Origin of the sequence: Nocardia miyunensis NBRC 108239 (assembly GCF_001613065.1) — a bacterium.
In the GTDB taxonomy this organism is placed as follows: Bacteria; Actinomycetota; Actinomycetes; order Mycobacteriales; family Mycobacteriaceae; genus Nocardia; species Nocardia miyunensis.
The window spans coordinates 1-14,903 of sequence record NZ_BDBQ01000083.1; the positions used below are offsets into that span (position 1 = coordinate 1).

The 14,903-nt window shown below is 65.9% G+C and carries 16 protein-coding genes; 7 read left to right on the top strand and 9 right to left on the bottom strand.

The genetic code is table 11. The features are described 5' to 3' along the window. The first annotated feature begins 275 nt into the window (after window positions 1-275). Window positions 276-4,238 (top strand): DNA-directed RNA polymerase subunit beta', encoded by a 3,963-nt coding sequence (locus tag NM2_RS33165; RefSeq protein ID WP_067677203.1) that lies wholly within the window; start codon window positions 276-278, stop codon window positions 4,236-4,238. A 246-nt stretch (window positions 4,239-4,484) separates the two neighbouring features. After that, window positions 4,485-4,703 (top strand): hypothetical protein, encoded by a 219-nt coding sequence (locus NM2_RS33170; RefSeq protein WP_084531815.1) that lies wholly within the window; start codon window positions 4,485-4,487, stop codon window positions 4,701-4,703. A 77-nt stretch (window positions 4,704-4,780) separates the two neighbouring features. Here the strand turns inward: NM2_RS33170 and NM2_RS33175 are convergent, their stop codons facing one another. From NM2_RS33175 to NM2_RS33190, 4 genes are read right to left on the bottom strand one after another with little or no spacing between them, the layout of a single operon-like run. Next, complete coding sequence (locus NM2_RS33175) at window positions 4,781-5,239, bottom strand: pyridoxamine 5'-phosphate oxidase family protein (protein ID WP_067677205.1); 459 nt, start codon at window positions 5,237-5,239, stop codon at window positions 4,781-4,783. Window positions 5,240-5,242: 3 nt separating this feature from the next. Continuing rightward, a complete protein-coding gene (locus tag NM2_RS33180) occupies window positions 5,243-5,485 on the bottom strand; it encodes a non-oxidative hydroxyarylic acid decarboxylases subunit D (RefSeq protein ID WP_067677346.1) in 243 nt (80 codons plus the stop codon). A 23-nt stretch (window positions 5,486-5,508) separates the two neighbouring features. After that, on the bottom strand, window positions 5,509-6,930 hold the full coding sequence (locus NM2_RS33185) for a non-oxidative hydroxyarylic acid decarboxylases subunit C (RefSeq protein ID WP_067677347.1): 1,422 nt from the start codon (window positions 6,928-6,930) through the stop codon (window positions 5,509-5,511). Window positions 6,931-6,973: 43 nt separating this feature from the next. Beyond that, window positions 6,974-7,612, bottom strand: coding sequence for a non-oxidative hydroxyarylic acid decarboxylases subunit B (locus NM2_RS33190; protein WP_501193637.1), 639 nt, complete (start codon window positions 7,610-7,612; stop codon window positions 6,974-6,976). 77 nt (window positions 7,613-7,689) lie between these two features. Between NM2_RS33190 and NM2_RS33195 the strand changes: the two genes are divergently transcribed. The 3 genes from NM2_RS33195 (at window position 7,690) to NM2_RS33205 (ending at window position 9,892) form a co-directional block, all read left to right on the top strand. Continuing rightward, window positions 7,690-8,610 (top strand): helix-turn-helix domain-containing protein, encoded by a 921-nt coding sequence (locus NM2_RS33195; protein ID WP_067677209.1) that lies wholly within the window; start codon window positions 7,690-7,692, stop codon window positions 8,608-8,610. A gap of 384 nt (window positions 8,611-8,994) precedes the next feature. Continuing rightward, window positions 8,995-9,462 (top strand): PaaI family thioesterase, encoded by a 468-nt coding sequence (locus tag NM2_RS33200; RefSeq protein ID WP_067677211.1) that lies wholly within the window; start codon window positions 8,995-8,997, stop codon window positions 9,460-9,462. Window positions 9,463-9,535: 73 nt separating this feature from the next. Then, window positions 9,536-9,892, top strand: coding sequence for a hypothetical protein (locus NM2_RS33205; protein ID WP_169816281.1), 357 nt, complete (start codon window positions 9,536-9,538; stop codon window positions 9,890-9,892). A 4-nt stretch (window positions 9,893-9,896) separates the two neighbouring features. Here the strand turns inward: NM2_RS33205 and NM2_RS33210 are convergent, their stop codons facing one another. After that, a complete protein-coding gene (locus tag NM2_RS33210) occupies window positions 9,897-10,901 on the bottom strand; it encodes an aldo/keto reductase (RefSeq protein WP_067677348.1) in 1,005 nt (334 codons plus the stop codon). 101 nt (window positions 10,902-11,002) lie between these two features. Here NM2_RS33210 and NM2_RS33215 point away from each other — a divergent pair, with 101 nt between their 5' ends. Continuing rightward, a complete protein-coding gene (locus tag NM2_RS33215) occupies window positions 11,003-11,878 on the top strand; it encodes a helix-turn-helix transcriptional regulator (protein ID WP_067677214.1) in 876 nt (291 codons plus the stop codon). A gap of 25 nt (window positions 11,879-11,903) precedes the next feature. On the opposite strand, the gene NM2_RS33220 is transcribed toward NM2_RS33215, so the two are convergent. The 4 genes from NM2_RS33220 to NM2_RS33235 are packed head-to-tail and all read right to left on the bottom strand — an operon-like array spanning window position 11,904 to window position 14,176. Then, window positions 11,904-12,878 (bottom strand): pirin family protein, encoded by a 975-nt coding sequence (locus NM2_RS33220; RefSeq protein WP_067677216.1) that lies wholly within the window; start codon window positions 12,876-12,878, stop codon window positions 11,904-11,906. Further along, window positions 12,875-13,186 (bottom strand): GNAT family N-acetyltransferase, encoded by a 312-nt coding sequence (locus NM2_RS51055; protein ID WP_067677218.1) that lies wholly within the window; start codon window positions 13,184-13,186, stop codon window positions 12,875-12,877. The genes NM2_RS33220 and NM2_RS51055 overlap by 4 nt, the downstream gene beginning before the upstream one ends. Then, window positions 13,187-13,663 carry a carboxymuconolactone decarboxylase family protein gene (locus NM2_RS51060; RefSeq protein ID WP_067677220.1) on the bottom strand — a complete coding sequence of 159 codons (477 nt, stop codon included), beginning with the start codon at window positions 13,661-13,663 and terminating at the stop codon, window positions 13,187-13,189. A 51-nt stretch (window positions 13,664-13,714) separates the two neighbouring features. Further along, a complete protein-coding gene (locus NM2_RS33235) occupies window positions 13,715-14,176 on the bottom strand; it encodes a MarR family winged helix-turn-helix transcriptional regulator (protein ID WP_067677222.1) in 462 nt (153 codons plus the stop codon). A 95-nt stretch (window positions 14,177-14,271) separates the two neighbouring features. Here NM2_RS33235 and NM2_RS33240 point away from each other — a divergent pair, with 95 nt between their 5' ends. Continuing rightward, window positions 14,272-14,901 (top strand): GTP cyclohydrolase II, encoded by a 630-nt coding sequence (locus NM2_RS33240; protein ID WP_067677224.1) that lies wholly within the window; start codon window positions 14,272-14,274, stop codon window positions 14,899-14,901. Window positions 14,902-14,903 lie beyond the last annotated feature (2 nt).

Below are 14,903 nucleotides of genomic sequence, written 5' to 3' on the forward strand. Positions count from 1 at the left end.
GTCCCTGTGCCTGAACGTGGAGGTGCTGTCCTCGGACGGCGCGGCCATCGAGATGCGCGACGGCGACGACGAGGACTTGGAGCGGGCCGCCGCGAACCTGGGCATCAACCTTTCGCGCAACGAAGCCGCCACGGTAGACGATCTGGCGCAGTGATTTTGGTCCCGTTCCCCCTGCTCACCCGGCCGCGCGCCGGGCGAGCAGGGCGGGCGGGGCACCTGTTAACGACGATTGAGAACTTGCTCGAAATCAATCCCGACAGGGGAAAGGAAGTTACGTGCTAGACGTCAACTTCTTCGATGAACTCCGGATCGGCCTGGCTACCGCCGAAGACATTCGCAACTGGTCTTTCGGTGAGGTCAAGAAGCCGGAGACCATCAACTATCGCACGCTCAAGCCGGAGAAGGACGGCTTGTTCTGCGAGAAGATCTTCGGTCCCACCCGGGACTGGGAGTGCTACTGCGGTAAGTACAAGCGCGTTCGGTTCAAGGGCATCATCTGTGAGCGCTGTGGCGTCGAGGTGACCCGCGCCAAGGTGCGTCGTGAGCGGATGGGCCACATCGAGCTGGCCGCCCCGGTGACCCACATCTGGTACTTCAAGGGCGTGCCTTCGCGTCTGGGCTACCTGCTGGACCTGGCGCCGAAGGATCTCGAGAAGATCATCTACTTCGCCGCCTACGTCATCACCGCCGTCGACAACGATCTGCGCCACAACGAGCTGTCCACGCTCGAGGCGGAGATGGAGGTCGAGAAGAAGGCCGTCGCCGATCAGCGCGACGCCGATCTCGAGGCCCGCGCCCAGAAGCTCGAGGGCGACATCGCCGAGCTCGAGGCCGAGGGCGCCAAGTCCGACGTGCGCCGCAAGGTCAAGGACGGCGGCGAGCGCGAGATGCGTCAGCTGCGCGACCGCGCCCAGCGTGAGCTGGACCGGCTGGACGAGATCTGGACCACGTTCACCAAGCTGGCTCCCAAGCAGCTGATCGTGGACGAGGTGCTCTACCGCGAGCTCCAGGACCGCTACGGCGAGTACTTCACCGGTGCGATGGGCGCCGAGGCGATCCAGAAGCTGATGGAGACCTTCGACATCGCGGCCGAGGCCGAGAACCTGCGCGAGACCATCCGCACGGGTAAGGGCCAGAAGAAGCTGCGCGCGCTCAAGCGCCTGAAGGTCGTCGCGGCGTTCCAGACCAACGGCAACTCGCCGATGGGCATGGTCCTGGACGCGGTCCCGGTGATCCCGCCGGAGCTGCGCCCGATGGTGCAGCTGGACGGTGGCCGCTTCGCGACCTCCGACCTGAACGACCTGTACCGCCGCGTGATCAACCGCAACAACCGCCTCAAGCGACTGATCGATCTGGGCGCGCCCGAGATCATCGTCAACAACGAGAAGCGGATGCTGCAGGAGTCCGTGGACGCGCTGTTCGACAACGGCCGTCGCGGTCGCCCGGTGACCGGTCCCGGTAACCGCCCGCTGAAGTCCCTGAGCGATCTGCTCAAGGGTAAGCAGGGTCGTTTCCGGCAGAACCTGCTCGGTAAGCGCGTCGACTACTCCGGCCGTTCGGTCATCGTCGTCGGTCCGCAGCTCAAGCTGCATCAGTGTGGTCTGCCCAAGCTGATGGCGCTGGAGCTGTTCAAGCCGTTCGTGATGAAGCGTCTGGTCGATCTGAACCACGCGCAGAACATCAAGTCCGCCAAGCGGATGGTCGAGCGGCAGCGGCCGCAGGTGTGGGATGTCCTGGAAGAGGTCATCGCCGAGCACCCCGTGCTGCTGAACCGCGCGCCCACCCTGCACCGGCTGGGTATCCAGGCCTTCGAACCACTTCTGGTGGAGGGCAAGGCGATTCAGCTGCACCCGCTGGTGTGTGAGGCGTTCAACGCCGACTTCGACGGTGACCAGATGGCCGTGCACCTGCCGCTGTCGGCGGAGGCGCAGGCCGAGGCCCGCATCCTGATGCTGTCCTCGAACAACATCCTGTCCCCGGCCTCGGGTCGTCCGCTCGCCATGCCCCGTCTGGACATGGTGACCGGCCTGTACTACCTGACCCGCCTCGTCGAGGGCGCGAAGGGCGAGTACCGCGCGGCCACCAAGGACGAGCCGGAGTTCGGCGTGTACTCCTCGCCGGCCGAGGCGCAGATGGCGGTCGACCGCGGTGAGCTGACCGTGCAGTCGCAGATCAAGGTGCGGTTGAACGATCAGCGTCCGCCGCGCGCGATCGAGGCGGAGTTGTTCCCGCAGGGCTGGCAGCCCGGTGACGCGTGGACCGCCGAGACCACGCTGGGCCGTGTGGTGTTCAACGATCTGCTCCCGGCGGACTACGCGTTCATCAACGAGCCGATGCCCAAGAAGCGCCAGGCGACGATCATCAACGATCTGGCCGAGCGCTACCCGATGATCGTGGTCGCGCAGACCGTCGACAAGCTCAAGGACGCCGGTTTCTACTGGGCCACGCGTTCGGGTGTGACGGTCTCGATGTCCGACGTGCTGGTGCCGCCGGAGAAGGCCGACATCATGGAGCGCTACGAGGGTCTGGCCGACGGGATCGAGAAGAAGTACCAGCGTGGTGCGCTCGATCACTCGGAGCGGAACAACGCGCTGGTGAAGATCTGGCAGGAGGCCACCGAAGAGGTCGGCGCCGCGCTGCGCCGCCACTACCCGGCCGACAACCCGATCATCACGATCGTCGACTCGGGCGCCACGGGTAACTTCACCCAGACCCGTACCCTCGCCGGTATGAAGGGCCTGGTGACGAACCCGAAGGGTGAGTTCATCCCGCGGCCGATCAAGTCCTCGTTCCGTGAGGGCCTGACGGTTCTGGAGTACTTCATCAACACCCACGGTGCGCGAAAGGGTCTGGCCGACACCGCGCTTCGTACCGCCGACTCGGGTTACCTGACCCGTCGTCTGGTGGACGTGTCGCAGGACGTCATCGTGCGCGAGACCGATTGTGGCACCGAGCGCGGCATCCTGGTCGCGATCGCGGAGAAGCTGGCCGACGGCTCGATCATCCGTGACGCGCACGTCGAGACCAGCACCTACGCCCGGACGCTGGCTTCGGACGCGCTCGACGCGAACGGCAACGTCGTGGTGGAGAAGGGTCACGATCTCGGTGACCCGGCCATCGAGGCGCTGCTGGAGGCGGGTGTCACCGAGGTGAAGGTCCGCTCCGTGCTGACCTGCACCACCGGCACCGGCGTGTGCGCGACCTGCTACGGACGTTCGATGGCGACCGGCAAGCTGGTCGATATCGGTGAGGCCGTCGGTATCGTCGCCGCGCAGTCCATCGGTGAGCCCGGTACCCAGCTGACCATGCGTACCTTCCACCAGGGTGGTGTCGCGGGTGACGACATCACCGGTGGTCTGCCTCGCGTGCAGGAGCTGTTCGAGGCCCGCGTGCCCAAGGGCAAGGCCCCGATCGCGGAGGTCTCGGGCCGGATCCGGCTCGAGGACGACGACCGCTTCTACAAGATCACCATCATTCCGGACGACGGTTCGGACGAAGTGGTCTACGACAAGCTGTCGAAGCGTCAGCGTCTGCGGGTGTTCAAGCACGACGACGGCTCCGAGCGTCTGCTCGCCGACGGCGATCACGTCGAGGTCGGCCAGCAGCTGCTGGAGGGCTCGGCCGATCCGCACGAGGTGCTGCGCGTGATGGGCCCGCGTCAGGTGCAGGTCCACCTGGTCCACGAGGTCCAGGAGGTGTACCGGTCGCAGGGTGTGTCCATCCACGACAAGCACATCGAGGTCATCGTCCGGCAGATGCTGCGGCGCGTCACGATCATCGATTCGGGTGCCACGGAGTTCCTGCCCGGTTCGCTGGTGGAGCGTTCGGAGTTCGAGGCGGTCAACCGCCGCGTCATGGCCGAGCACGGCGATGCCGCGTCGACCGCGTCGGGTCGTCCGGTGCTGATGGGTATCACCAAGGCCTCGCTCGCGACCGATTCGTGGCTGTCGGCGGCCTCCTTCCAGGAGACCACCCGCGTGCTCACGGACGCCGCGATCAACTGCCGCTCCGACAAGCTGATCGGCCTGAAGGAGAACGTGATCATCGGTAAGTTGATCCCGGCCGGTACCGGCATCAACCGCTACCGCAACATCCAGGTGCAGCCGACCGAGGAGGCCCGCGCGGCCGCCTACGCGGTGCCGTCCTACGACGACACCTACTACACCCCGGAGGGCTTCGGCCAGACCACGGGTGCAGCGGTCCCGCTGGACGATTACGGTTTCAGCGACTACCGGTAATCCGGTAGGAGAGAACAGCATTCGGCCCCCGCTCCATTTCGGAGCGGGGGCCGAATGCTTATCGGCGGCTACCCGCCGGTGATCCGCATCGCGTGATCACCGACCCTGATGGGATGGTCGGAGTCATCGTCAGCATGGCCGAGTACCAGCAGCTCAAATCCGAACGAGAGGAGCTGCGCCGGTTGTGCGCGGCAGAGACGCGCTGCGAACCCTGAATCTTTCCGCACCTACACTCGCGAAGACCTGTTGCGGAAAGACATCCGCAAGTTGCGCCCGGCGCAATACGCCGAGGCAGGCATCAAGTACTTCTGGCGGGTGGAGAACGAGCAGGACGAAATGATCGTCTACACCTTCGAATTGCTGCCTGAGGACAGTTGCTACACGCCGAGTGGCGTCTTCCGTAAGCAACTCCGCCTCGAGCGGCCGTTCCCGATCGATATCGAGCTGCCCGAAATCACCTGGTGAGTTCGGGCAGTCGGATCGGCTGCGATGTGGTGATGGATTCTGTCTTCCTCCAACCGATTGACCGCCGCGATGTCGGCTCAGGCATCGGCGGTCCATTCGGTCTTGTGACCGAAGCCGCGTGAATTGTCGGTCAGGCGTAGGTGATTCGGCGTTATCTTCCACAGGTCGCTGGAGTCCAGTTGTTGTACCAGGGGCGGATTTTTGGCGATGAACTCGAATCGGGCGAGGTAGGCGGCTTGTGCTCGTGACCGCGCGGCGGCGGGCACGGCTGTGCAGGTGCCGGTTCCCTGGATGCCGCGGATGTCCGTCCACGCCTGGCCATCCTGTTGGATGGTGAACGCCACCGGTACGGAAGTTCGCGCTGTCAGGGCTCGGCCGTGCCGAGTGTGGGATGAGCTGGTGAAGATCAGTGTGCCGGTCTCGGTGGTGGCGTAGAAGACCGCGCATGCCTGTGGACCGTCTTCGTCCGCGTAGGCCAGCGTGAGTGTGTTGTGTTCGGTGAGTTCACGCAGGATGTCCGGTGGGTGGTCGAGCATGGGCTATGCCTTTGCGCGCAACGGCGGGACGGCCGGAACCTCGGGTGCGTTCTGGATTTCTTCGACGGTGATCATGAATTCGGTGGGGTAGGCGTCGCGGTCGGTGCGGCGGGCGGGTTCACTGGTGCGCCACATGTACAGGCATTGCTTGCATTGCAGCACATTCCACAGGCCGGGTACGGGTGAGGAGAAGACGTGTTCGATATCTTCGAATGCGCAACGCGGGCAGATGTTCTGAGCGGTCATGATATTGATTCCCTTCTGCTGGTTCACTTTCCGGCCAGTCGCTGCAATCGCTGCACCCACTCGGCCGTCTCGGGCAGATCGTGCACCTGAGTGCTGTAATTGCCGCGACGGTCCGGTGACACCGGAGTAGTGGCGTCGATGATCAGCTTGTCGACGATGCCGGGGGTCTGCGCCTGCGGAGCCAGTTCCAGTACCGGGAGATTCGGCACCACCACCAGGTCCTCGCGGGGGTTCATCTTGACCGACAGCGCCCACATCACCTGCGGCAGATTGAACGGGTCGATATTCTCGTCGACGACGATAACCGTTGCGGCATAACCCAATCCGTGCGGCAGGGTGAGTACTCGCATGCCGATCGCCTTGGCGAAGCCGCCGTAGCGCTTCTTCGTCGACACGATCACCACCAGCCCGTGCGTGTACATGGCGTTGACCGCCTGCACCTCCGGGAACTCCTGCTTCAGCTGCTGATAGATCGGCACACAGGTATTCGCGGCGATGAGGTAGTCCACCTCGGTCCACGGCATCCCGATGTAGAGGTGCTCGAAGATCGGGTCGGTGCGGTAGGAGATCCGGTCGATCCTGATCACGGTCATGTTCCGGCCGCCCGAGTAGTGACCGGTGAATTCGCCGAAGGGGCCTTCGATTTCACGCTTGCGTCCCTCGATCACACCCTCGATGACGACCTCCGAACCCCACGGCACCGGCAGACCTGTCAACGGCGCCTCGGCGATCGGCGCCGGCGCGCCGCGCAGCGCCCCGGCCATCTCGTATTCGTTCTCGTCGTATCGCATCGGAGTGGAGGCGACGATCGAGATCACCGGATCGTTGCCGAGGGTGATGGCAACCGGCAGGTCCTCGCCGACCTCCTCGGCCTTGCGCAGCTGTAACGCGATGTCGTGCATCGGAACCGGCTGCATGGCCAGCTTCCGCTTCCCCTTCACCTCGATGCGGTAGACGCCGACGTTCTGCTTGTCGCTGTTCTCCGGATCTTCCGGATCCCTGGACACGACCGCGGCCTTGTCCAGGTAGAACCCGCCGTCGCCGTCGTTCAGTCGTACCAGCGGCAGCACCTGGAAGATGTCGACGTCCTCGCCTTCCATGGTGTTCTGCGCCCACGGCGGGTTGTCGCGCCATTCGGGTTTCACCGGGAATTGCGCCCACCGCCGGATGAACTCCTCGACCTGCTCCTTGGTTCCGGTATTCTTCGGAAGTCCCAGTGCCAGAGCGTGATTGGCCCATGAGCCGTGCACGTTCATGGCGATGCGGGCATCGGTGAAACCGGCGATGTCGTCGAAATACAGTGCGGGAGCGTTGTCGCCGAGTCGGCAGGCCGCGTTCGCGGCGGCCGCCACATCCGGCTCGGGCGACACCTGCTCGGTGATCCGCAGCAGCTGGCCCTCCTTCTCGAGGCAATCCAGGAAGCTGCGCAGGTCGTCGTATGCCATATCGTCGAATTCCTTTCCGACTCCGAAGAGTTCCGTTCGTGTGTCAGCGGCCTGCCGGAACCGGTTGCCGCGCAGCATGTTCGGCGCGCAGCCCGGCCCATCGGCGCGCGGCGGGCGCGGGCAGATCGAATTGATCGAGCACCCGCGCGACCACGTGATCGACGATGTCGTCGACGGTCTGCGGGTGGTTGTAGAAGGCGGGCATCGGCGGCACGATCCGCACGCCCATGCGCGAGAGGGCCAGCATGTTCTCCAGGTGGATATCCGACAGCGGCGTCTCCCGCGGCACCAGGACCAGCGGCCGGCGTTCCTTGAGGATGACGTCGGCCGCGCGGGGAACCAGGCCCTCGGCGTATCCGGTGCGGATGCCCGCGAGGGTCTTCATCGAGCAGGGCACGATCACCATGCCGTCGGTGCGGAAAGAGCCGGAGGAGATGGTCGCGCCCTGATCGTCGGGGTGGTGCACGACGTCGGCGAGCTCGCTCACCTCGCGGGCACTGCGGCCGGTCTCGGTCTCGATGGTCACGCGAGCCCAGCGGCTGAGCACCAGATGGGTCTCCACCTCGGGCAGTCGCGCCAGGTTCTCCAGCAGCCGGATGCCGAGGATCGCACCGGTCGCACCGGTCATGCCGACGATCAATCGCACGCCGGGTCTCCTTTCCGAATGGGAGCTGAGAACAATCTCGGACAGATAGTCGCTCCGATGTCTCCAACGGTAGGATTCGACCAGCGCAATTTGGTCTACGCTCGCGACAGGCTATGGACAAAAACGGACACAATCGCAGCGGGACGCGCCGGGTGGTCGAGGTCCCGTTCTATCCCTCGGTCGGTACGCCGCAGGGGATCGAGATCTGCGATTTCCAGCAGCTCGTCGAGCGCGCGGCCGGGCACGGGGTGAACCCGTACCGGCCGACGCGGCCGAGGTTCCACCACCTGATCGCCCTGGAGTCCGGTCGGTTGCGGCACTCGGTGGATCTCACCGACTGCCTGCTGGAGCCGGGTGACTGGCTGTGGGTGCGGCCGGGTCAGACCCATCAGTTCCACCGCGATCTGGAGACCGCCCGCGGCATCGTGGTGTTCTTTCCGCCCGGGTTCCTCGATTCCGCCACCGTCGCCGCCGCGCACGCCGACCTGCCCGGCCCGCCCCGGCCGCTGTGCCCGGCCCCGGCCGACAGCGAGGCGCTCGACACGACTCTGGCGTTACTCGTCGCCGAATATCATCGGCGCACCGAGTTACCGCACGACGTGCATGTCGAGATCGCCCGGCACCTGCTCGCGGCGTTGCTCCTGCGACTCGCGCACCTGCACGACGGACCGGGCGGTGGGCCCGCCGGCGGCGAGGTGTTCACCCGCTTCCGTGCCGCGGTGGAGCGAGATTTCGCCCGCGCGCACCGGGTCGAGGATTACGCCCGCAGCCTCGGCTACAGCGTGCGAACCCTCACCCGCGCGACCGTGGCCGCCACCGGTCACGGCGCCAAGCACTACATCGACGACCGCATCGTGCTGGAGGCCAAACGCCTTCTGGTGCATACCGATCTGTCGGCGGCCGCCGTCGGCTCCCGGGTGGGTCTACCCGACGCCCGCGCCTTCACGCGATTCTTCCGCCAGCGCACCGGCGAGACGCCGGGTGGGTTCCGAATCCGTGCGGCGGGTGGCTCGGACGGTCCATCGCCCGTGTGAGTTTCACCGGCGGCGACCTCGTGGGCCGCTCCGATCGCAAACCCGAAATCGACCGGTGTCCATGAGCGCGCTCGGTGCTGATTCGACCGGGTTCGAGTCCCGGCGCCCAGCTCGGCGCAGTCGCTCTCCTGGCCTGGCTTTCAGTCAGGACTAGAGCCGGTTCGATCCCGGCCCGCGTCATCCACGGCCCCATGTTCTGCTGGCCGGGGTACTGACTCGATCAGGGCTCGATTCCCGCCGGGGCACCACTCGCACAACTCAGGCTCGGCCTCGGGCGGGGCTCGGTATGGTTCGCCTGCTTCGAGGAGGCCGTCGACCCGTGGACAACGTTCTCCATACGCTGTATGAAAAGTAGAACGTGTTTCACTTGGGACGGGAGTAGCTGTGGACGGTGCCGTGGGCGATCTGGTGTGGGCCGGGTTTCAGAAGCTGGGGTTCATCCAATATGCGGGGATGGAGAACGTCGAGTACCGGGAGGGGCGCAATGTCGTGCAGATGGCGCCCGCGGCCGAGCATCTGAATCACAACGGTGACCTGCACGCGGCGATACTGTTCGGGCTGGCCGAGACGGCGGCGATGGGTGCGTCGATCTCCGGGATCGTGGATCTGATGGGGGATGCGTTCATCGTCGCGCGGGACGGGCGCATCGAGTATCTGGCGCGGGCCAAAGGCGAGGCGGGGCCGATTCGCGCCACCTCCGAATTGAGTTCCGAGGAGCTGAAGCAGATGCGTGCGGACATTCTCGCGGGCGTTCCGGTCGAACTCGCCGTGCCGGTGGATATCACCGACAACACCGGAAAGTCCGTCGCCGCAGCAACTTTCACCGCCGTCATCCGCCCGCGCCGCAAGTAGAGAACCTCGCCGGTCCCCGTCCGCATGTCGGACGGGGACCGAGCTGGGCTGGACCGAGCTGGGCTGGACCGTGTTGGGCTGGACCGAGCTGGGCTGGACCGTGTTGCGCTGGACCGAGCTGGGCTGGACCGAGCTGGGCTGGACCGTGTTGCGCTGGACCGTGTTGGGCTGGACCGAGCTGGGCTGGACCGAGCTGCGCTGGACCGAGCTGCGCTGGATCGGGTTGCGCTGGACTGAGCTGCGCTGGACCGAGCTGCGCTGGATCGGGTTGGGCTGGATCGTGTTGCGCTGGACCGGGTGCGCTGGATCGAGCTGGGCTGCGTCGAGTGGCTCGGGTTTCGCAGTGCTGCCGCCGAGCTGGGATGGGCGGGCGTCGCGGTATCGAGCAGCGTGGGTGTGGCGGTCCGGGACCCGGCGAGACCGGACCTGAGGGCTCAGCTCTCGCTGTCCAGCATCGCCATCTGTGCGGGCGCGTAGCGATCACCCGCGACCTGGTCGGCGGGGACGGCGGCTTCGATGGCGGCGAGTTCTTCGGGGGACAGGGTGATGGCGACGGCGTCGACCGCCTCGGTGAGGCGGGTGCGGGTGCGGGCGCCGATCACGGGGACGATGTCTCGGCCCTGCGCGAGGACCCAGGCGATGGCGAGTTGCGCGACGCTCGTGCCGTGGGCGTCGGCGATGGCGGCCAGGGCGTCGACCAGGCGCAGGTTCGCCGCGAGATTCTCACCCTGGAACCGGGGGCTGAACGAGCGGAAATCGCCCGCGCCGAAGGTTCGGTTGCCGCGCAGCGAATCGCTGAGCAGTCCGCGCGAGAGGACGCCGTAGGCGGTGACGGAGGTGCCGAGCTCGCGGGCGGTCGGCAGGATCGAATCCTCGATACCCCGGGAGATCAGCGAATATTCGATCTGCAGGTCCGCGATCGGGTGGACGGCGGCCGCCCGGCGCAACGTCTCGGCCCCGACCTCGGACAGTCCGATGTACCGCACATATCCGGCCTGCACCATCTCCGCGATCGCCCCCACGGTGTCCTCGATCGGGACGTTCGGATCCAGCCGCGCGGGCCGGTAGATGTCGATGTGGTCGACGCCGAGTCGTTGCAGGGAGTACGCCAGGAAGTTGCGCACCGCCACGGGCCGCGCGTCGGTGCCGCCCCAGCTGTTGTCGGGCCCGCGCAACGCCCCGAATTTCACGCTGAGCAGGTAATCCTCGCGTTTGCGGTCGGCCAGGGCGCGCCCGATCAGCATCTCGTTGTGACCCATACCGTAGAAATCACCGGTGTCGACGAGGTTGACGCCCGCGTCGAGGGCGGCGTGGACGGTGGCGACGGATTCCTGCTCGTCGGCATGGCCGTAGCCACCGGACATCCCCATACCGCCGAGGCCGATGCGGCCTACCGATGGTCCCTGGGCGCCGAGCTGAACTTCTTCGATGTTGGTCATGAGGTCCATCGTGCGTGCGGATCCCGGGATCGGGGAGGGACGACGCATCGGGGGATCGGCGATCCCTGGTTGCGCATCCGGACGCGGAGGACAGTGGACTCATGGACCGCGACGAATTGGCCGACTTCCTGCGACGCCGCCGCGACCAGCTGCAACCCGCCGAGGTGGGTTTGCTGCCCGGTCACCGGCGACGCACACCTGGCCTGCGCCGCGACGAGGTCGCCCTGCTGGCCGGTATGTCCACCGATTACTACACCCGGTTGGAACAAGCCCGCGGACCACGGCCGTCGGTGCAGGTGCTGGGCGCGCTGGCCCGCGCGTTGCGATTCACCGACGACGAGCGCGACTACCTGTTCCACCTGTGCGGGCACACCGCGCCGCATCGAGGCGGCGGTGATCGGCACGTCGGTCCCGGACTGCTGTACCTGCTGTCCAAGCTCGAGGACACCCCGGCAGCGGTGGCCTCGGATCTGGGCGAGATCCTCGCGCAGAATCGGATGCATATCATCCTGATGGGCGACCACACCGGATACACCGGCATGGATCGGTATCTGTTGTGGCGCTGGTTCACGAATATCGAATCGCGGCGGAAATTTCCGGAGGAGGACTGGAATCGCTTGACCCGCAAGCACGTTGCCGATCTACGGGCGACGGCCGCGCGTCGATCGGGCGATACCGACGTCACCGAGTTGATCACCCGATTGCGTTCGGCGAGTCAGGAATTCGAGAGCCTGTGGACCGAACACGAAGTGGCGGTGCGACTCTCGGATTCCAAGCGGACGATCCATCCCCGGGTCGGCTTGATGGACATGGTGTGCGAGACGCTGGTCACCCCGAACGTCACACAGAAACTACTGGTCTACTACCCGCGTCCCGGCAGTGAGGCTCAAGAGAAACTGGATCTGTTGCGCGTCATCGGCGTTCAGTCCATGACAGATGAATCTACCAACGGCGCAACGGTATTCGGAACTTCCTGAACGGGGCTCGAATCCCCCTGCCGCGCTAATGAACTCGACGCTTACGCGGCTTCAACCGCAGATTCGGCAGCGTCGGAGCCGGAATGCGTTGCTCGGGAGGATGTCCCGCGATATCGGCGAATCGAGCGAGATCGCGCTTCTCCCAGTCGTTCCGGGCCTGCTGGATCTCATCGTGACTGCGCGCCACGAAGTTCCACCACATCACCAGATCCTCGCCGAACGGCTCGCCGCCGATCAGGATGGCATGCGCGCCGAAGTCGCTGGCGAGCGGCAATTCCGCACGGTCGCTGCCCAGATACAGCAGCGGTCCCGCGGGCGCGGCGACGCCCGCGGCGGTGAGATCCCCGTCGATCACCAGTAGCGCGTGCTCGAATTCCGTTGCCAGCGGCAGGGTTACCGCACTGCCGGGCTCGATGCGCAGATCCGCGCCGACGAGCGGGGTGTAGACCGTCGCCGGGGAACTCAGCCCGGCGAGCGAGCCGATCAGCACGGTCGCGCGCAACCCGGGAAGTTCCACGACGGGCAGTTCGCGATGTTGATCGAAATGCGGCGCGATCTCCCGATCGCTCTCGGGCAGCGCGATCCAGAACTGGATGCCGTGCCCCGCGGGCGCCCCCGGCACGGTGTACTCCGAGTGGGCGATGCCGTGCCCGGACGTCATCAGATTCAGTTGACCGGGTTCGATTTCGACGTCGGAGCCGATGCTGTCCCGATGCCGGATCCGGCCCTCGAACGGCCAGGTGACGGTCTGCAATCCGATATGCGGATGCGGATCGATATCCGGCGGCAGGTCCGTGCTCGGCGCGGTGGAGCCGAAATGGTCGAGGAAGCACCACGCTCCGACGGTCGGCAGATCCCGCTGGGGCAGAACGCGATGCACGGTCACTCCGCGCACGCCGCCCAGCGGCACCTCCCGCGACGGGTAGCTGTCGGTTCGCGGTCCGGGGCCGGATGTGGCCTCACAGATTGCGGCCTCGGGATGCTCCTCGAGGTCGCTCACCGCTGGATGCCTTTTCCGACCACGTGATCATCATATTCCGGGTGCTTGTCCAGCCAGCTCTTGATGTACGGGCAGCGCGGCACGATGGTCCGCCCACGCTCCACGACATCCTCGATCGCGGCCTTGGCCAGGACGCCGCCGAGGCCCTTACCGGCGTATTCGGTGTCGACCTCGGTGTGGATGAAAACCGTGTCGTTCTCCCGCTCGCGGTACTCGGCGAATCCGGCCAGCCTGTCCTGGTACCAGATCTCGTAGCGCAACTGCGCATCGTTGCGGACAACCGATGTCGGTGTCGTCTGCTCGGTCATTCAGTTCTCCTTCCGCACTCGCACCGGATGCCTGCTCATGATCGAGACGCGATTGAAGGCACCGATGGTCGTCGCGGCCCAGATGACGACCGATACCTGGTCGTCCGACATACGTTGTCGCGCAAGAGCATACCCATGCGTAAGGGTTTCCTCATCCGGAAGAGTCGTGGTCGTCTCGGCCAGGACGAGGGCGGCTCGTTGCAGCGGGGTGAACAGGTCGCTGCGCCGCCAGGCGGCGAGCACGTCGAGTTGCTGCTGAGTTACTCCGGCCACGATCGCGGCGCGGGAGTGCAGGTTCAGACAGAACGGGCAGCCGTTGATCTGTGAGACGCGGACGTTCACCAGCTCCATCACGTCCCGGTCCAGGCCCGCGGCCTCGGCGGCATGCTGCACGGCGAGGGCCACCGCCTCGAGTGCGTGGAACGGCTCGGGGGTCTGCTTATCGATCCAGATGCGGGCGTCGGGTGGAGGTTGCATAGCGGTCGAATCGTAACCGCGCCCGGCGTTCAGCGCGCGCCGCGGAAGCCCTCAGGGCTGGCTGCGGAGCCGGCGGCCGATCTCGCCCAGGCCCTGCGCGATGGCGGTGAGCTGTTCGGGGGTGAGCGGATCGAGGAACATCTCACGGACCGCGGCGACATGTCCGGGTGCGGCCCGTTCCAGAGTGTGCTGCCCGGCCTCGGTGAGCACGGCGTAGACCGCGCGCATATCGCTCGGACAGGAACGTCGGCGGACCAGTCCGGCCTGTTCGAGACGGTCGATCTGATAGGTGAGTTTGCTCTTGGAGTCCAGCAGCGCACCGGCCAGTTCGCTCATCCGCAGTTCCCGGTCTGGGGCGGCGGACAGGCGGACCAGGATTTCGTATTGCAGATGCGAGAGTCCCGAATCGCGTTCGAGCTGCTGATCGAGGCGGCGGTTGAGCATGGCCGCTGTGGTGACGAAGGCCAGCCAGGCGCCCTGCTCCTGCTCGTCGAGCCAGCGCGGACCACTCATTATCCAAGGTTACCGCCCATCGTTCGAATTGGAATAACCTCGTGGGCGCCTCCGTTCAAATTTGAACGGAACAATTACCGGACCCCGGAGCAGCTATGACATCCATCCTCGCAGGCGGGAACGCCGCGGCCGCGGTGCGAACCCGGGTGCGCATCCCGCTGGCCTTCGCCGACGGGTACTCGATCACCGCCGAAGCGGTCACCTTCGACGGATTGGCCGACGGCCGCGAACATCTGGCGCTGGTTCTGGGCGATCCCGGGCCGACGCCGCTGGTGCGACTGCATTCGGAGTGTCTGACCGGTGATGTGTTCGGGTCGGCCCGCTGCGATTGCGGGCCGCAGCTGCGGGAGGCCGTGCAGCTGATCGCCGAGACCGGCGGATATCTGCTCTACCTGCGGCAGGAGGGTCGCGATATCGGGCTGTACAACAAGCTCGACGCCTACGCGCTGCAAGATCAGGGACTGGACACCTATCAGGCCAATACCGCACTGGGTCTGCCCGAGGACGCCCGCGACTACACCGCCGCCGCGCAGATGCTGGAGGCGCTGGGCGTCGGGACGATCGAGCTGCTCACCAACAATCCGGACAAGCCGCGGCAGCTGCGCGTGCTGGGTGTGGACGTGCGCGTCACGGTGCCGACGGGTGTGCACGCGACCACGCACAACCTTCGCTATCTGCACGCCAAGGCCCAGCACACCGGACATACCATTCGATTGATCGGCTGAAA

Excerpts from the sequence above, each read along its gene's own strand:
- NM2_RS33175 (WP_067677205.1), bottom strand. The coding sequence starts at position 5,239 with ATGCTCGACCACCCACCGGACATCCTGCGTGAACTCACCGAACACAAC.
- NM2_RS33180 (WP_067677346.1), bottom strand. The coding sequence starts at position 5,485 with ATGACCGCTCAGAACATCTGCCCGCGTTGCGCATTCGAAGATATCGAA.
- NM2_RS33185 (WP_067677347.1), bottom strand. The coding sequence starts at position 6,930 with ATGGCATACGACGACCTGCGCAGCTTCCTGGATTGCCTCGAGAAGGAG.
- NM2_RS33195 (WP_067677209.1), top strand. The coding sequence starts at position 7,690 with ATGGACAAAAACGGACACAATCGCAGCGGGACGCGCCGGGTGGTCGAG.
- NM2_RS33210 (WP_067677348.1), bottom strand. The coding sequence starts at position 10,901 with ATGACCAACATCGAAGAAGTTCAGCTCGGCGCCCAGGGACCATCGGTA.
- NM2_RS33215 (WP_067677214.1), top strand. The coding sequence starts at position 11,003 with ATGGACCGCGACGAATTGGCCGACTTCCTGCGACGCCGCCGCGACCAG.
- NM2_RS51055 (WP_067677218.1), bottom strand. The coding sequence starts at position 13,186 with ATGACCGAGCAGACGACACCGACATCGGTTGTCCGCAACGATGCGCAG.
- NM2_RS51060 (WP_067677220.1), bottom strand. The coding sequence starts at position 13,663 with ATGCAACCTCCACCCGACGCCCGCATCTGGATCGATAAGCAGACCCCC.
- NM2_RS33235 (WP_067677222.1), bottom strand. The coding sequence starts at position 14,176 with ATGAGTGGTCCGCGCTGGCTCGACGAGCAGGAGCAGGGCGCCTGGCTG.
- NM2_RS33240 (WP_067677224.1), top strand. The coding sequence starts at position 14,272 with ATGACATCCATCCTCGCAGGCGGGAACGCCGCGGCCGCGGTGCGAACC.